Here is a 16,227-nt window from a genome sequence, read left to right on the forward strand (position 1 = left end):
CGGTGGCCACCGGAGTGTGCCGCACACGGCTGACCTGCGGGTGGAGGCCTGGGCGCCGACGGCCGAGGGCTGTATCGGCGAGCTGGTGTACGGCGTGGTCGGGAGCTTCGCCGACCTCTCCGGTGCGCGGGTCGTGGGCGAGCGGGGCTGCACCGTGCTGGCCGTGAGTGACCCGGACCTGCTCGCGGGCGTGCTGGAGGAGGTCGTCTACCGGATGGATGTCGACGGCGAACTGCCCGTCGCCGTCGCGATCGGCCCGATCGAGGGCCTGGACGGTGCCCGTCGGGTGGCGGTCCGCTTCCGGATGGCCGATGCCGCGACGGCCGCGCTGGTCGGCGCGGTGCCGAAGGCCGTCTCACTGCACGACCTGGACCTGAGCGCCGGGCCGGACGGCTGGACCTGCCGGGTCACCGTGGACGTCTGAGCACCGGCCCGGGTAGGGCGGACCGGACCTGCGGGAGCGGGGTGAGCGAGGTGGAGATCGCACTGGCCGAGGCGGGCCGCAACCGCTGGCGGATCGAGCCGCGCCCGCCGATGCGGGTGCCCGGCGTGGTGTTCGCGAACGGCGCGCTGCTGCCGCAGGCCGCCGGGGACAAGGCACTGGAACAGGTGGCGAACGTGGCGACGCTGCCCGGGATCGTCCGCGCCTCCTTCGCGATGCCCGACGTGCACTGGGGCTACGGCTTCCCGATCGGCGGGGTCGCCGCCACCGACGTCGAACGGGGCGGGGTGGTCTCGCCCGGCGGGGTGGGCTTCGACATCTCCTGCGGGGTCCGGCTGCTGGCGGCCGGCGTCGACCGGGACGAACTCGACCGGGACCGGATCGGCCGACTGATGGACCTGCTGGACCACACCGTCCCGCGCGGCCTGGGCCGGGGCGGCCTGTGGCGGCTGTCCGGGCCGGAGGAACTGGACGAACTCCTCCTCGGCGGCGCCCGCTACGCCGTCGAGCACGGCCACGGCGTGCCCCGCGACCTGGAACGCTGCGAGGACCGCGGCGTGCTGGCCGGCGCGGCCCCCGGGGAGGTGAGCACCCGGGCCGTCGAACGCGGGCTGCAGCAGGTCGGCAGCCTCGGCTCGGCCAACCACTTCCTGGAGGTGCAGGCCGTCGACCGGGTCCACGACGCCGAGACCGCCGCCGCCTTCGGACTGCGGCCCGGCCAGGTCTGCGTCATGATCCACTGCGGTTCGCGCGGCCTGGGCCACCAGATCTGCACCGACCACGTCCGCGCCATGGACCGCGAACTGCACCGCTACCGGATCGAGGTCCCGGACCGCCAGCTCGCCTGCACTCCGGTCGACTCCCCGCGCGGCCGCGCCTACCTGGGCGCGATGACCGCCGCCGCCAACTACGGCCGGGCCAACCGGCAGCTGCTCTCCGAGGCGGCCCGCCGCGCCTTCGCCACCGCGCTCGGCGTCGGGCTGGAGCTGGTCTACGACGTCTCGCACAACCTCGCCAAGCTGGAGACCCACGAGGTGGACGGCGAACCGCGGACACTCTGCGTGCACCGCAAGGGCGCCACCCGGGCGCTGCCGCCCGGCGACCCCGACCTGCCCGCGGACCTGGCGGACGCCGGGCAACCGGTGCTGGTGCCCGGCACCATGGGCACCGCCTCGTACGTCATGGTCGGCCTGCCCGGCAACGAGGCCTTCCGCTCCGCCTGCCACGGTGCCGGACGGGTGCTGAGCCGTCACCAGGCGCTGCGCACCGTGCGCGGCGAGCGGCTGAAGGACGAGCTGGAGGCGCAGGGGATCGCGGTGCGGCCGGCCTCCTGGCGGGCGCTGGCCGAGGAGACCCCGCAGGCGTACAAGGACGTCGACGCGGTGGCCGCCGTCACCGAGGCCGCCGGGCTCGCCCGGCAGGTCGCCCGGCTGGTGCCGCTGGGCGTGTGCAAGGGGTGACGCACGGGAGACGTGCGCAGGGGTGGGGCGTACCGCGGGTGAGTTCGTCGGACCGGTCCGGGCGCGTCCCTCGACTCGCCCGGCCGGGCGCGCTTGGATGTCGGACGCGTCCGTCACCGGATCGCAGCCGACACCGTAGCCGTCACCGCAGCGCATCCGCCACAGGAGGTGGTCATGCCGGGCAACCCGGACCCAGCCGTCGACCGTCGGGGCACCGGAACCGGCCCGGTGATCGAACTGCGCTCGCTCACCAAGCGCTACGGCGAGACGGTCGGCATCGAACGGCTGGACGTGTCGGTCGAGGCCGGCGAGGTGTTCGGCCTGCTCGGCCCCAACGGCGCCGGCAAGACCACCACGCTGCGCTGTCTGGTCGGCCTGCTCAGCCCCAGCGACGGACAGGTGCGAGTGCTCGGCCTGGACCCGGTCGCCGACCACGGCCGGCTCGCCCCCTCCATCGGCTACCTGCCCGGCGAACTGCGCCTCTACCCCGAACTCACCGGGCAGCAGACCCTCGACCTGCTCGCCGCCCTCCAGGGCGCCCCGGTGCCGCGCCGGGACGAGCTGTGCGAGCGGCTGAAGCTCTCCCGGGCCGACCTGGCCCGGCCGGTGGGGGAGTACTCGCGCGGCATGAAGCAGAAGCTCGGGCTCGTCCAGTCGCTCCAGCACCGGCCGCCGGTGGTGGTGCTGGACGAACCGAGCGAGGGGCTCGACCCGCTGGTCCAGGAGACCTTCTACGAACTGCTCGCCGAGGAGACCGCGGCCGGGCGGACCGTCCTGCTCTCCAGCCACGTGCTGCCCGAGGTGCAGCGGACCTGCGGCCGGGTCGCCATCGTCCGCCACGGCCGGCTGGTCACCGTCCGCTCGGTGGCCGAGCTGCGCCAGGCCCGGGCCCGCCGGGTCCGGCTGCTGTTCCGCGACGGGCGGGGCGCCAGGCCGCTCGGCGCCGCCGAGCGGTGGTCCCCGCGCTGGGACGGCCCACGGGTCGAGCTGCTGGTGCCGCCGGACGACGTGGTCGAGGCGGTGCGCACCCTGCTCGCCGAACAGCCGGTGGCCGACCTGACGGTGGAGGAGGCGGGGCTGGACGAGGCCTTCCTCGACCTCTACCGGTCCGTCGGCGACGAGGTGCTTCCGGACGGCAGCGGCCCGCCGGAACCGAGTGGGCTACGGGAGGCGAGCGGGTTGTCGGAACCGAGTGGTCTGCCGGAACCGAGCGGCGCGCCGGGACCGAGCGGCCTGCCGGAACCGAGTGGTCCGTCGGAACCGGAGGAGAAGCCGTGAACCCGGGCACCGTCAACCGCCGCCTCCCGCTGGTCTGGCTCGCCCTGCACCGGCGCCGCCGGATGCTGCTCTCCCTGCTGTTCGGCATGGTGGTCTTCGAGACCCTGATCGTGGTGATCGCCGGAACCGTCCCGACCAGTGACCTGTTCGGCGAACGCCGCACCCCGCCCGGCGCGTTCAAGGCCTTCAGCGGCTCCAACGGCGACATCTCCATCGCCAGCTACCCGGGCCTGCTCGGCGCCGGACTCACCCACCCGTTCTGGATCGCCCTCCAACTGACCGTGATCGGCTCGCTCGGCGCCGCCGCCGTCGCGGCCGACGTCGAGTCCGGCACCATCGAGCTGCTGATGACCCGCCCGGTCTCCCGCCGCCGGCTGCTCGCCGAGCGGGCCGGCGCCCTGATCGCCGCCACCGTGCTGCTCAACGCCGCCGCCACCCTGACCCTCGCGATCGGGGTGGCGGCCTCCCCGAAGCTGCGCGCGGCCGTGCCGGAGAGTGCGGTGTTCACCGCCGGACTGCTCGGCTGCGCCCTCGCGTTCTGCCTGACCGGACCGGTGCTGGCGGTTTCCGCGATGAGCCGGCGGCGGGCCCATGTGATCGGTGCGGCCGTCGCGTTCGGCGCGGTCGGCTTCGCGCTCAACTTCGTCGCGCTGGCCTGGTCCCCGGCCAGGTCGCTGCGCTACCTCAGCCCGTTCCACTACTACGCGCCGGGCGACGTGCTCGGCCACGGCGGGGTGCCGTGGGCGGCCTTCGGGGTGCTGCTCGGGGTGGGACTGCTCGGACTGGCGGCGGCCTTCGTGCTGTTGGAGCGGCGGGACCTGGCCGTTTGAGGTGGGGACGTGGCAGACCGTGGCGGTCCGCGGCTGGCAGCCCGGTCAGCCCCAGGTATGGGCCGCGGCCAGCAGGCGCTCGCGGACCAGGGCCACGTGCGGGTTGGCCGAGCCGGCCGGGCGGCGGACCAGGTAGGCGGTGTTGATCGGCGGATCGGCCGGCTCGTGCAGCAACCGCAGGGCCCCGGAGGCGAGTTCGGCCCGGCACAGGTAGCCGGGCAGCACGCTCCAGCCCGCGCCCGCCGTCACCGCCGAGAGCACCGCCCGCAGGTCCGGCACGGTGACCGCCGCCCGGGCGTGCAGCCGCCGGTCGAAGACGTGTCGCCAGTAGCGGCGGGCGATCGGCAGGTCCTCGGCGTAGCTGAGCAGCGGGACCTCGGCCAGCGCGCCGGGCAGCTCCCGGCCGGCCAGCCGCTCGGCCCAGACCGGGGCCGCGACCAGGACGAACTCCTCGTCGGCCAGGGGATCGGCGAGCAGCGTCCGGCCGCGCGGACGGCGGGTCGCGACCACCAGGTCGTGCTGCCCGGCCCGCAGTTCCGCCAGCAGCGGGTCGGTCAGCCCGGCCGTCACCCGCAGCCGGACGCCCTCCGCGACCAGCGGGGCCAGCTCCGCCAGCAGGACGGTGCCGAGGAACTCGGCGGGCCCGGCGAGGTGGACCGGCTCCGGTACGCCGTCGCCGTGCCCGTCGGCGAGGCCCGCGAGCTGGTCCAGCGGTACGGCCAGCCGCCCGGCGAGCTCGTCGGCGTACGGCAGCGGGCTGACCCCGCGGGCCCGGCGCTCGAAAAGCTCCCGGCCGAGCCGCTGCTCCAGCGCCCGGATCTGCGCCGTCACCGTGGACTGGGACAGGCCCAGCAGGTGCGCGGCCGCGGTGAGGGAGCCCGCCCGGTGCACGGCGAGGAAGGTCCGCAGCTGGTTGAGGTCCAGCGGGCCTGATCCGGTGGTCAGCCGATCGCTCATGCCGCCGAGCGTACGGGATTCCGATGGCCGGACGGCGGCTGGACGATCCGGGTGAGGTATCGGAATTCCGATGCCTCGCATCGCGTGGCCCATTGGTTTCCGGGGGCCGGGCGCGTCTAGCGTCTCCGGCGTGAGCGCCGCGGCGGACCGTCGCGGCGAGGACCGCGGCACCCTTGGAGGCACACCTCATGGCCGACATCCTGTTCGTCGTGACCGGCGCGAGGTTCTGGACCCTGGACGACGGCACCGCGCACCCGACCGGCTTCTGGGCGGAGGAGGCGGTCGTCCCGTACCGCGCCTTCACCGAGGCGGGCCACCGGGTCACCGTCGCCACCCCGGCCGGAGTCGTCCCGGTCGCGGACGGGGCCAGCCTGACCGACCCGGCGATGGCCGAGGAAGTGGAGAAGATCGCCGAGTTCCGGCAGCCGCTGGTGCTGGCCGACGTCGACCCGGCCGACTACGACCTCGTGTTCTACCCCGGCGGCCACGGCCCGATGGAGGACCTGGCGGTCGACCCCGACTCCGGCCGGCTGCTCACCCGGGCGCTCGCCTCCGGGTGCCCGCTCGGGGTGGTCTGCCACGGCCCGGCCGCGCTGCTCGCCGCGCGGGCCGAGGGCAGTGGCTCGCCCTTCGCCGGGTACCGGATGACCGGTTTCACCAACGCCGAGGAGACCCAGGCCGGCCTGGCCGACCGGGCGCCGTGGCTGCTCCAGGACCGGCTGGTGGAGCTCGGAGTGGACTTCGAGGAGGGCACGCCCTGGGCGCCGCACGTGGTGGTCGACCGCAACCTGGTGACCGGTCAGAACCCGGCCTCCTCGGGGCTGGTGGCCGCCGAGTTGCTGAAGCTGCTGGACGCGTCGGCGGCGTAGCGGCCGAACGGGCCCGCCGTTCGGCTGCCACGCCATCGGTGTCCGGACCTGCCACGCCAAGGGTGTTCGGGCGGCCCGCACCGCGGGCCGGTGCCCGCCGTCAGGGGAGGTCGTAGGCGGTGAGGGGGTGCCCCGCCCAGATCCGGCGGGCGGTCTGCTCCGGGTAGCGGACGGTCTCCGAGTGGGCGTCCAGCACCCGGGTGAGCTGCCCGTCCGGCTCGAAGGCGGGCCACCCCGGGTCGCCGGTGGTGGCGAACCGGACCCAGGCCTCCCGTAGTTCCGCCGAGACCCGGACCGCCTCCGGCGGGGGCGGGTCGCCGAGGAAGTGCCGCGCCGCGGGGCTGTCCAGGGTGCCGAAGGCGAGCGGCACGTCCAGGCCGTGGCAGGCGCCGAAGACGCCGCCGAGGGCGGGGGCGGGCAGGGCGAGCTCGAAGAGGTACGAGGTGCCGCCGGCCGCCGCGTTGACCTCGGCGAGCCGGAGGGACGGCACCCGGAACAGGGCGTCGGAGCTGACGGCTTCGAGGAGGTCGGAGGGTGTCGCCCCCGGGAGGGCGGCCCGGTAGGCGTCCGGGCCGCCCGGCGGCGGGGCGAACAGCTCGAGCGCCAGCCGGGCCTCCTCCTCGGTGAAACGGCCGTGCCGACCGCTGAGGACACCGAACAGCCGGAACTCGTCCCGGGTGTGGCCGACCAGCAGGTCGACGCCCTCGGTGAGCGCCGACCAGGGCGAGCCGGGCAGCACCTCGCCGTCGACCACCGGGACGGTGGCGAGGCCGCTGTGCGCCAGCCGGCCCCAGCGCGCGAGATGTTCCGGCAGCGCGGCGCCGAGTTCCGTGACGGCCGAGGCCAGGCGCCGGGGGTGCACCTCGGCCAGCGCGGCGGCGGTGGGGGCCGTACCGAGCAGCTTCGCGAGCTCGGCGGTGACCTCGGCGGCCAGCGCGGGGGTGCAGTGGGTGCCCGGCACGGTGTGGGCGACGGCCCGCCGGAACAGGCCGCGGGCGGCGTCCGTCGCCAGCAGCGCGGCGACCGACCCGGCGCCCGCGGACTGCCCGGCGACGGTCACCAGGGCCGGGTCCCCGCCGAACCGGGCTATGTTGCGCCGCACCCAGCGCAGGGCGGCGATCTGGTCGAGGAAGGCCCGGTTGGCCGGGGCGCCCTCCAGCAGGGCGAAGCCCTCGGCGCCCACGCGGTAGTTGACGCTCACCACGACCAGCCCGGCGGAGGCCAGCGCGGTCGGGTCGTACAGCGGGTCGTTGGCGCTCCCGGAGATGAACCCGCCGCCGTGGATCCAGACCAGGACCGGCAGGCCGGCCGCGCCGGGATCGGGCGTGCAGACGTTGAGGGTCAGCCAGTCGGAGTCCTCGGAGACGACGGTGCCCTCGCCGGATTCGCCGGATTCGGGGGACTCGGCGGGCAGCGGTCCGGACTGCGGGACCATCGGGCCGAAGGCGGTGGCCTCGCGGACGCCGTCCCAGGGCTCGGGCTCGGCGGGTGCGGCGAAGCGGAGGACCCCGACGGGCGGCTGGGCGTAGCGGATGCCGCGGAAGACCGCGAGCGCGCGGCCCGCCGGCTGTTCCTGCCGCTGTCCGTGCTGCCTCCCGTGCCGCTGTTCCGGTCCGCGCGGCCGCTCCCCGCGGCCGCGGACGAGTCCCTCGGTGGTGCGGATGACGGGTTGCTCCGACATGTGGACGCTCCTCCCTCGGAAGGCTTTCCACGTTATAGGTCAGCTGTATTATGTCAACTGTATGGAAAAGACTCCGCCGGGTGCGGGGAGAGCCGAGGGGCCGCCGCCCATGCCGAAGCAGGTCGACCACCGGGAGCGCCGGGAGGCGATCGCCCGTGCGCTGTGGCGGGTCGTGGAGCGGCGCGGCGCCACCCACCTGACGATGCGCGAGGTCGCGGGGGAGGCCGGCATCTCGCTCGGCCAGCTCCAGCACTACTTCGGCTCCCGGGCGCAGATGCTCACCTTCGCGATGGACTTCGCCGCCGAACAGGGCGCGCTGCGGGTCGGCCGGGCGCTGGAAGCGCTCGGCGAGCGCCCGCACCCGCGTGACGTGCTGCGGGCGATGCTGGTCGAGCTGCTGCCGCTGCACGCCGACGCGCGGGCGACCAGCCGGATGAGCGCCGCCTACGTGCTGGAGGCGCTGCACGACGAGGACGTGCACGCGCGGGCGCGCGGCGGCCTGATCCAGGGGCGGGCGATGGTCGAACAGGTGGTCCGGCAGGCGATCGCCGACGGGCACCTCGCGGCCGACCGCGACCCGGCGGTGGAGACGGACCTGCTGCTCGCGCTCACCGGGTTCACCACGCTGCTGGAGCTGGGCGTGGTCGAGCCCGCCGCCGTGCTCGCGGCCGTCGACCGGCACCTGGAGCGGCTGTTCGCGGCGCCGGGCGGCGCGGGCGGGACTGCCGGCGCTGCCGTCGGCCGTGGGTGAGGCGGCCGGTGGGGCGGCGGCCCGCCCGGGGAGCGGGTCGGGGAGCGAGCCCGGGCGTGGCACGCTACCCGGGTAGCACCGCCGTCCGCGATCAGGAGCACCGCCATGGACCGACCCGCAGCCCTCCGTCTCGACGCCACCGCCTCCGGACACCCGGCGGGGATCCTGGACGCCGCCGAGCGGGCCGAACGCCGGGGCATGGACCGGCTGGTGGTCGCCGAGACCGCGTACGACCCGTTCCTCCAGCTCGCCCGCGCGGCCGACCGGACCGAGTCGATCGAACTGGCCACCGGCATCGCGGTGGCCTTCGCCCGGACCCCGATGACGCTCGCCTACCAGGCCTGGGGGCTGCACGCCGCCTCCGGCGGACGGGCCGTCATCGGGCTGGGCTCGCAGGTCAAGCCGCACATCGAGAAGCGCTTCGGGATGCCCTGGGACCGTCCGGCCGCCCGGATGCGCGAGTACGTGCACGCGGTGCGGGCGATCTGGCACAGCTGGCAGACCGGCGAACGGCTCCGCTTCCGCGGCGAGTTCTACACCCACACGGTGATGACGCCGGTGTTCTCGCCGGACCCGGTCCCGTCCGGGGTGCCGCGGATCCTGCTGGCGGGCGTCGGACCGCTGATGACCCGGACCGCCGGGGCGGTGGCCGACGGCTTCCTGAGCCACCCGTTCTCCTCCACCGCCTACCTGGCCGAGCAGGTGCTGCCCGGCCTGACCGAGGAGCGGGCCCGGGCCGAGGCGGAGGGCGCCGCGTGGACGGAGCGCCCGTTCGAGATCGTCGGCAACGTGCTCACCGCCACCGGCCGCACCGAGGAGGAGCTGGCGGCGAACCGCGCGGCCACCCGCGAGCGGCTCGCGTTCTACGCCTCCACGCCGGCCTACCGTCCGGTCCTGGCGCAGCACGGCTGGGAGGGGCTCCAGGAGGAGCTGCACACCCACTCGGTGCGCGGACGCTGGGCGGAGATGGCCGCGCTGATCGACGACGAGGTGTTCGACACCTTCGCGGTCTGCGGTCCGGTGGAGGAGGTCGCCCGGGAGATCCACCGCCGGTACGCGGGCCTGGTCACCCGGCTGTCCGTCAACCTCGCCGAGGAGGCCGACCCGGAACTGGGCCTGGACGTCCTGGCGGCGGTACGGGCGCTGGGCCGACCGGAAGCGGACGCCGGGTGATCGTGGTGGGCGGTCGACCGGACACCGGGTGACGAAGTCCGGGCAGATTCGCGCAATGCGTTTCCGGTGGTGAGGGCGGGCGGCAGGATCGCGGTGGCGGGTAGGGGTGTCCGGCGAGGGTCGGCGCCCCGGGGCCCGCCTCGTTCCGGGGCCTGTCGCGCCGTGCGGTCCGTCGCACCGTACGGCCTGCCGTGCCCCGGCCACCCGTTGCCGATCGTGGGGGGTGCCCGCGTGCCCGTGTCCGACGACCGCCCGGCCGACTACGACCTGGCGGAGTGCTGGGACCCCGTCGCGAACAAGTACGTCGACGCCCTGGCCGACCTGGACGAGTTCCTGCGCGTCTGCGCCGAGCTGACCGGCTTCGACGTGCCCGAACTGCGCTCCACCGGCATGGCGGACGAGCACCACCGCACGACGCTGGCCCACCAGGTGCGCGACGAACACGCCCTGGTCCACCTCTGGTACGTCGGCGCCTGGCCGGGCGAGGCGCCCTCCTCCGCCCGCGCCCACGACCAGGGACTGGTCTGGCGGACCTTCCACGCCGCCCCGCCGGGCGCCACCGCCCCCGGACACGGCAGCTGGGCCGCGGCACCCCGAGGGGCCGAGGACCTGGGAGGTGCCGGGGAGCACGGAGGCGCCGGGGGCCTTGAGGCCGTCGACGCACCCGACGACGACCTCGAGGGCCGATGAGCCCCCGCTGGGACGCCGTCGTGGTCGGCGCGGGCTTCGCCGGGACACTGGTCGCCCACCGCCTCGGCGCACAGGGCTGGCGGGTCCTCGTCCTGGAGGCCGGACGCGCCGCGCCCACCGGCGCCGAGGCCTCCGCCGCCCACCGCGCGGCCGGCGGCGGACCACCCACCTCGCCCTACCCGCACAGCCCCGAGGCTCCGTCACCCGACGTCACGGACCTCACCGGAAGCCCGGACGGCGGCTTCACCGCCACCGGCCACCTCCGCCAGTACGGTCCGCTGCCCTACGCCAGCGGCTACCTGCGCGCCAACGGCGGCACCGGACTGCTCTGGACCGGGCTCACCCCGCGCATGCACCCCGAGGACTTCCGCACCGGCGACCTCGGCCACGGCCGCAACTGGCCGATCGGCTACCACGACCTGGAACCCCACTACCGCGAGGCCGAACGGGAACTCGGTGTCGCCGCCGACGCCCGGGAGCAGCGCCACGCCGTCGGACTGCCCATCCCGGACGGCTACGACTTCCCGATGCGGGCCGTCCCGGCGAGCTACCTCGACCGGGAGCTGGCCCGCGCCCTCGACGGCCGGACCGTCCGCGACCCCGCCGTGCCCGGCCCCGCCCGGCTCGCCGTCACCGCCACCCCGCACGCCCGCAACGGCGTGCCGACCAGGCCCGGCTCCGCCGACGGGCTGCTCTGTGCGGGCAGTGCCGGCTGCGTCCCGGCCTGCCCGAGCGGCGCCAAGTACACCCCGCTGCGCACCCAGGCCCGCTGGGCGGCCGGCGTCGAACTGCGCACGGAGGCCGTCGTCAGCCGGGTGCTGGCCGACCCGCAGACCGGGCGGGCCCGGGAGGTCGAGTACGTCGCGGGCGGCACGACCCACCGGGTGACGGCGGACCTGGTCGTCCTCGCCGCGCACGCGATCGAGAACGCCCGACTGCTGCTCCTCTCCGGTCTGGCCGAGCGCAGCGACCAGGTCGGCCGGAACCTGATGGACCACCCGGCCCTGCTCACCTGGGGGCTGATGCCCCGCCCGGTCGGCCCCTACCGGGGGCCCGGGTCCACCAGCGGCCTGGAGGCGTTCCGGTTCGGCCCCGGGCGCGCCCGCCGGGCGCCGTTCCGGATCGAGATCGGCAACTGGGGCTGGTCCTGGGCGGGCGGAGCGCCGGAGGCCGAGGCGGCGGCGCTGATCACGGCGGGCCTGCGCGGCAAGGAGCTGCGCGAGCGGCTCGGCGACCGGCTGGGCCGTCAGTTCTCGCTCCAGTTCGAGCTGGAGCAGCCCGCCGACCCGGCCAACCGGGTCACCCTCGACCGGGACCGGCGCGACCCGCTCGGTCTGCCGGGACCGGCCGTCCGCTACGACCTCTCGGAGTACGTCCGTGAGGGGATGGCCTCCGCCCGGGTCGTCTCCGACCAGCTGTTCGCGCTGCTCGGCGCCGAGGACCACACCGCCTATCCGGCGACCGGGTGGCCGGGGAGGCTCGAACACCGGGGGACCGTCCACGGCTACCGGGGCGCCGGTCACGCCGGCGGCACCCACATCATGGGCGACTCGCCCGCGAACTCGGTGGTCGACCACTGGCAGCGCTGCTGGGACCACCCCAACCTGTACGCCGTCGGCTGCGGCTCGATGCCCTCCCTCGGCACCTCCAACCCCTCGCTCACCATGGCCGCCCTCGCGCTGCGCAGCGCCGAACGGATGCACCGCGACCTGCTGGAGCTGCATCGCCCGGCGACCGTCCTGCCCCGCTCGCCCAACTCGTCGTCCTCGTCGCTCTCCTCCTCGTCCCCGGAGCCCTCATGACCGGCCTGCCGCTGCCTCCCGTACCGGAGCCGTACCACCTGCCCTTCCACTACGGGGCGCTGCACAACATCGGCGTCGACTACCTGGTCGACCGCGTGCGGGCGCGCGAGCTGCTCGCCAAGCGCCACCCCGGACTGAGCGTCGCCGCCTTCGACGGCGGGGCCTGTGTCTCGCTCAACTACCAGCTCTACTTCGCCCAGTACCCGAACGGCGGCGGCATCACCCAGGAGCTGGAGATCAACCTGATCGCCCACCCGATCTTCGCCGAGGACCGGATTCCGGTGGTCAACTACGGGCAGTACGCCCGGGGTTACGACCAGACCAAGCTGCTCGGGATCGCCCGGCTGCACGTGCTCTGCGACAACCCCCATGCCATCGACGCCGGGCGCCGGCTGTACGCCGAGCCCAAGCACCCGGGCTGGTTCGAGACCACCCTGCCCTCCCTCAACGCGCCCGCCGTGCGCGAACGCTGGTCGGTGTCCTGCCGCCGGGCCACTCTCGGGCCGGACGGACTGAGCCGCCACGACGAGGAACTCCTCGCCCTGGACGTGAACCTGATCGGCCTCACCCCCGAGTCCGTCAGCAACACCCCGATCACCGGCTACGGCACCGACGAGGAGGGCCAGCTGCTGGCCGGACCGCTCAACGTCCACCAGCCCTACCGCTACTACGCCCTGGACGACCGCACCGCCGACCGCGTCCGGCTCGACCTCGGCAACCCCGCCGAGGAGTCCGCCCGCGACCTCGCCCACCTGATCGCCGACGCGCCGGCCGCCGGAGTCTGGACCTACCAGTCCCCGCCGGTCGCCGCCCACAACCGGGCCTACTACGTCCGATGACGGCGCCGGTCTTCGCTCCGGGCGACACCGCGGTGCGGCGGGACGTCACCGACGGCCAGGTCTGGTCGGCCATGCCCTACACGGTCCTCGGGGACGACGGTGCGACCCTGACGCTGAGCGCCCGCCCGGGGACGGAGACCCTGGCCCCGGCCGGCTGGACCGCGGCCGCGCGCGCCGGAGACGACGCCGCACGCCTGCACTGCATCGACGACCTCGCGGCCGGCCGGTGGGAACTCGACCAGTGGACCTGGCGCGACACCGTGGTGCTCAGCCGCTTCACCGCCGGAGCGCCGTTCAGCGTGCACCGCTTCCTGACGCCCACCGGCCGACCGCTGCACTGGTACGTCAACTTCGAGCGCCCGTACCGCCGGACGGCCATCGGCGTCGACACCTTCGACCTCTTCCTGGACCTCGTGATCACCCCCGATCTGTCGGAGTACAGCTGGAAGGACGAGGACGAGTACGCCCATGCCCGGCGCCTCGGTGTCGTCGACGAGGCCACCCACCGGCAGATGGCCCGGGCCCGGGACCTCGCCCTCGCCCAACTCCAGGACCGCACCGGACCGTTCGCCCCGGATCCGGCCGCCTGGACGCTGCCGCCCGAGGGGCCGCTGCCTGTCCTCCCGGTCACCGCCCTCAGCACCCCCGTCGCCGCGGACCGGTTCGGACCGGCCGCCGGTTAGGGGCGTGCCCTGCACCGGCCCGGCGGCCTGCCCGGGGCTTCGGCCAGGCCGCGCAGGGGGATCACCCGGGCGCCGGTGGAGCGTCCGGGCCGGTGAGCGCGGCCGGGGCCGCGCCGGGTGGGGCACCGGCCGTCGGTGCCCGCGACCAGCGGCCGGCGAGGACGGTGCCGACGATCAGCTGGAGCTGGTGGTAGAGCATCAGCGGCAGCACCATCAGCCCGGCCTGTGCTCCGAACAGGACGGTGGCCATCGGCAGGCCGTTGGCCAGGCTCTTCTGCGAGCCGCACAACACCGCCGCGATGGCGGCCGGCCGGTCGAGGCCCAGCAGCCGCGCGCCGAGCCCGGTGGCCGCGAGGGCGGCGGCGAGCAGGGCGAGCAGCACCGCGAGCAGCCCGAGCAGGGCGAGGGGAGTCGCCAGACCCCAGATGCCCTGGGACACCGCCGCGCTGAACGCCGTGTAGACGACCAGCAGGATCGAACCGCGATCCACCGGGGTGAGCACCCGCTTGTGCCGGGACAGCGGACCGCCGAGCCACGGCCGCAGCACCTGCCCGAGCAGGAAGGGCGCGAGCAACTGGAGCCCGATCCGCAGCAGCCCGTCGGCGGACAGTTCGGTGTGCGAACCCAGCAGCCAGGCCGCCAGCAGCGGCGTCAGCACCAGCCCCGCCAGGCTGGAGTAGGTGCCCGCGCAGATCGCCGCGGGGACGTTGCCCCCGGCGGCGCCGGTGAGCGCCACCGAGGACTGCACCGTCGAGGGCACCAGGCAGAGGAACAGCACCCCGGTCTGCAGCGGCCCGGTCAGCGGGACGGGCGTGAGCAGCGCGGTGGCCACGCCGAGCAGCGGGAACAGGACGAAGGTGGCGGCCAACACCAGCCCGTGCAGCCGCAGGTGACGCAGCCCGGCGAGCGTTTCGCGGGTGGAGAGCCGGGCGCCGTAGAGGAAGAACAGCAGCGCCACCGCGAGCTCGCAGGCCACCTCGGCGACCCGTGCCGAGCCACCCGAGGCCGGGAACAGCGCGGCCAGCCCGACCGTCCCGGCCAGCGCCGCCATGTACGGGTCCAGCCAGCGAGGCAGCAACCTGCGGGAGCGGGGCCCGGGACCGGACGGCGGCGTCGGCGTGCCTTCCCCGCGCGCCCATTCCCCGAACGCTCGTTCCCGGTTCCTCCGGTCCCCGCGCGCCCGGAGCCCTGGTGGCCGCTCCGGGCGCGCCAGGCGGTCGGTCACGGGCCGTCTTCCGCTGCCGGGCGGACCGTGTGCCCGGACGAGGAACCGGGCCCGATCAGTCCGCCGACCAGCGAACCCTCGCCGTCGTGGTCGCTGCCCGCGGAACCGCTGCCGTTCTGGAGGTTGGCCGTCCGGTCGACCTCCAGCCAGGAGTCGGCGTGCGAGTTGTCCACGACCGTGATCAGCCCGCCACCGGCCGCCGCGGGCGACGCGGCTCCCGCGAGCAGGGCGCAGGCACCGGCCAGCCCCAGCGCGGTGGCCCGCAGCGCGGCGGCCGGCGACACCGGCGCGAGCCCGCGCGGCCCGCCGCTCATGCCGTCACCGCCATCAACCCTCGGGAGCGCGAGATGTTCCGCTCCAGCAGCTCGGTGGACTCCCGCACGCCGACCTGCTCCCGGCCCCCGACCGGGGCCGGCAGCCGCCCGTCGGCGTTCTTCAGCCCGGCCAACGCCTCGTCCATCGCCCGGTGCGCGGCGAACAGGCACGGGGTGCTGTAGATGGCCACGTCCACCCCCAGGGCCGACAGCTCCGAGAGCGACAGCCGGGGCGACTTGCCGCCCGCGATCTGGTTGAACAGCAGGGGCTTGTCGCCGACCACCCGGCGGATCCGGCGGATCCACTCCTCGCTGCGCACGCCGTCCACCAGCACCACGTCGGCGTCGGTGGCGGCGAGCGCCCGGGCCCGGCGCAGGATGTCGTCCTCCTCGGTGGCGTCCGTGCGCGCGACCACCACCAAGTCCGTCCGGTTGGCGAGGACGAGTTCCAGCTTCTCCAGGTATTCCTCCAACGGCAGCACCAGCTTGCCGTCCGCGTGCCCGCAGCGGCGCGGACGCTTCTGGTCCTCGAGGATCACGCCCGACGCGCCGATCCGTTCGAGCCTGCGCACGACGTGGCAGGCGACCTCCGGATCGACGTAGCCGTCGTCGATGTCGACCAGGAGGTGGTGCCGGGGGAAGGCCCCGCGCAGCCGTTCGACGAAGCCCACCATGTCGGGCCAGGCGATGAAGCCGATGTCGGGCAGCCCGTAGTAGGAGGCCGCGAAGCCGAAGCCCGAGACGAACATGCCGTTGTAGTGATCGGCCGCGATGGAGGCCGAGTACATGTCGTAGACGCCGATCAGCGGCGTCGTCCCCGGGCCCGCGATCTCCGCGCGCAGCCGCTGCCCGGGGTTGTCCGATGCCGTGTTTCCGTGGAACAAGGTCTTCTCCTCACTGGGGATGACTTTGCCTGAACTTGGTGTTCACCAGACCGAACTGAGGTGTCCTCACTATGCGCCCTTTAACGTTCCGTGGGCAAATCTTTAAATGAGATTCCCTCGTTAGAGTGAAACGGTGTCGATAATAGGAAAGGCCCAAAAATGCAAGTCAGATGAACGAGCTGACTCGTCGACAGTTCGGCAGGACGGGGTCGAACACGCCAAGACGGCGCCGGGGGGCGCCCCCGGGGGGGGGGGGCCCCGCCGGGGGGGGGGGGGGGGGGGGGGGGGGGGGGGGGGGGGGGGGGGGGGGGGGGGGGGGGGGCCCCGGGGGGCGGGGGGGGGGGCGCGG

General features: G+C 75.0%; 16 protein-coding genes. 11 read left to right on the plus strand and 5 right to left on the minus strand.

Annotation, left to right across the window (positions count from 1 at the left end):
- Window positions 1-16: 16 nt before the first annotated feature.
- From ACGF0D_RS39185 to ACGF0D_RS39200, 4 genes are all read left to right on the plus strand, one after another.
- Window positions 17-424 carry an archease gene (locus tag ACGF0D_RS39185; RefSeq protein WP_392924830.1) on the plus strand — a complete coding sequence of 136 codons (408 nt, stop codon included), beginning with the start codon at window positions 17-19 and terminating at the stop codon, window positions 422-424.
- A gap of 50 nt (window positions 425-474) precedes the next feature.
- On the plus strand, window positions 475-1,902 hold the full coding sequence (locus tag ACGF0D_RS39190; protein ID WP_392924832.1) for an RtcB family protein: 1,428 nt from the start codon (window positions 475-477) through the stop codon (window positions 1,900-1,902).
- Between the two features lie 174 nt (window positions 1,903-2,076).
- The gene (locus ACGF0D_RS39195; protein WP_392924834.1) at window positions 2,077-3,180 is read left to right on the plus strand and encodes an ATP-binding cassette domain-containing protein; all 1,104 of its coding nucleotides are present in this window, start codon (window positions 2,077-2,079) and stop codon (window positions 3,178-3,180) included.
- Window positions 3,177-4,010 carry an ABC transporter permease subunit gene (locus ACGF0D_RS39200; protein ID WP_392924836.1) on the plus strand — a complete coding sequence of 278 codons (834 nt, stop codon included), beginning with the start codon at window positions 3,177-3,179 and terminating at the stop codon, window positions 4,008-4,010. The genes ACGF0D_RS39195 and ACGF0D_RS39200 overlap by 4 nt, the downstream gene beginning before the upstream one ends.
- 45 nt (window positions 4,011-4,055) lie before the next feature.
- Here the strand turns inward: ACGF0D_RS39200 and ACGF0D_RS39205 are convergent, their stop codons facing one another.
- Window positions 4,056-4,967: a LysR family transcriptional regulator gene (locus ACGF0D_RS39205; RefSeq protein ID WP_392880474.1), complete on the minus strand. Its 912-nt coding sequence runs from the start codon at window positions 4,965-4,967 to the stop codon at window positions 4,056-4,058.
- Window positions 4,968-5,155: 188 nt separating this feature from the next.
- On the opposite strand from ACGF0D_RS39205, the gene ACGF0D_RS39210 reads away from it, so the two are divergent.
- The gene (locus ACGF0D_RS39210) at window positions 5,156-5,836 is read left to right on the plus strand and encodes a type 1 glutamine amidotransferase domain-containing protein (RefSeq protein WP_392924838.1); all 681 of its coding nucleotides are present in this window, start codon (window positions 5,156-5,158) and stop codon (window positions 5,834-5,836) included.
- Window positions 5,837-5,936: 100 nt separating this feature from the next.
- Here the strand turns inward: ACGF0D_RS39210 and ACGF0D_RS39215 are convergent, their stop codons facing one another.
- Complete coding sequence (locus ACGF0D_RS39215; protein WP_392924840.1) at window positions 5,937-7,517, minus strand: carboxylesterase/lipase family protein; 1,581 nt, start codon at window positions 7,515-7,517, stop codon at window positions 5,937-5,939.
- Window positions 7,518-7,626: 109 nt separating this feature from the next.
- Here ACGF0D_RS39215 and ACGF0D_RS39220 point away from each other — a divergent pair, with 109 nt between their 5' ends.
- The 6 genes from ACGF0D_RS39220 to ACGF0D_RS39245 all read left to right on the plus strand — a co-directional run bounded on the left by ACGF0D_RS39220 (window position 7,627) and on the right by ACGF0D_RS39245 (window position 13,455).
- A complete protein-coding gene (locus ACGF0D_RS39220; RefSeq protein WP_392880480.1) occupies window positions 7,627-8,268 on the plus strand; it encodes a TetR/AcrR family transcriptional regulator in 642 nt (213 codons plus the stop codon).
- A gap of 105 nt (window positions 8,269-8,373) precedes the next feature.
- Window positions 8,374-9,441 (plus strand): TIGR03617 family F420-dependent LLM class oxidoreductase, encoded by a 1,068-nt coding sequence (locus ACGF0D_RS39225; protein WP_392924842.1) that lies wholly within the window; start codon window positions 8,374-8,376, stop codon window positions 9,439-9,441.
- Between the two features lie 231 nt (window positions 9,442-9,672).
- A complete protein-coding gene (locus ACGF0D_RS39230) occupies window positions 9,673-10,131 on the plus strand; it encodes a hypothetical protein (protein ID WP_392924844.1) in 459 nt (152 codons plus the stop codon).
- Window positions 10,128-11,933 (plus strand): GMC family oxidoreductase, encoded by a 1,806-nt coding sequence (locus ACGF0D_RS39235; RefSeq protein ID WP_392924845.1) that lies wholly within the window; start codon window positions 10,128-10,130, stop codon window positions 11,931-11,933. Before ACGF0D_RS39230 ends, ACGF0D_RS39235 begins: the two co-directional genes overlap by 4 nt.
- Complete coding sequence (locus ACGF0D_RS39240) at window positions 11,930-12,772, plus strand: hypothetical protein (protein ID WP_392880490.1); 843 nt, start codon at window positions 11,930-11,932, stop codon at window positions 12,770-12,772. The genes ACGF0D_RS39235 and ACGF0D_RS39240 overlap by 4 nt, the downstream gene beginning before the upstream one ends.
- Window positions 12,769-13,455 carry a DUF402 domain-containing protein gene (locus ACGF0D_RS39245; protein ID WP_392924847.1) on the plus strand — a complete coding sequence of 229 codons (687 nt, stop codon included), beginning with the start codon at window positions 12,769-12,771 and terminating at the stop codon, window positions 13,453-13,455. Before ACGF0D_RS39240 ends, ACGF0D_RS39245 begins: the two co-directional genes overlap by 4 nt.
- Before the next feature lie 61 nt (window positions 13,456-13,516).
- Here the strand turns inward: ACGF0D_RS39245 and ACGF0D_RS39250 are convergent, their stop codons facing one another.
- From ACGF0D_RS39250 to ACGF0D_RS39260, 3 genes are all read right to left on the minus strand, one after another.
- A complete protein-coding gene (locus tag ACGF0D_RS39250; RefSeq protein WP_392924850.1) occupies window positions 13,517-14,506 on the minus strand; it encodes a bile acid:sodium symporter family protein in 990 nt (329 codons plus the stop codon).
- 170 nt (window positions 14,507-14,676) lie between these two features.
- The gene (locus ACGF0D_RS39255) at window positions 14,677-14,994 is read right to left on the minus strand and encodes a hypothetical protein (protein WP_392880498.1); all 318 of its coding nucleotides are present in this window, start codon (window positions 14,992-14,994) and stop codon (window positions 14,677-14,679) included.
- On the minus strand, window positions 14,991-15,878 hold the full coding sequence (locus tag ACGF0D_RS39260) for an oxaloacetate decarboxylase (protein WP_392924849.1): 888 nt from the start codon (window positions 15,876-15,878) through the stop codon (window positions 14,991-14,993). Before ACGF0D_RS39260 ends, ACGF0D_RS39255 begins: the two co-directional genes overlap by 4 nt.
- Between the last annotated feature and the right edge of the window lie 349 nt (window positions 15,879-16,227).

This window comes from Kitasatospora sp. NPDC048298 (assembly GCF_043201465.1).
Lineage (GTDB): Bacteria > Actinomycetota > Actinomycetes > Streptomycetales > Streptomycetaceae > Kitasatospora.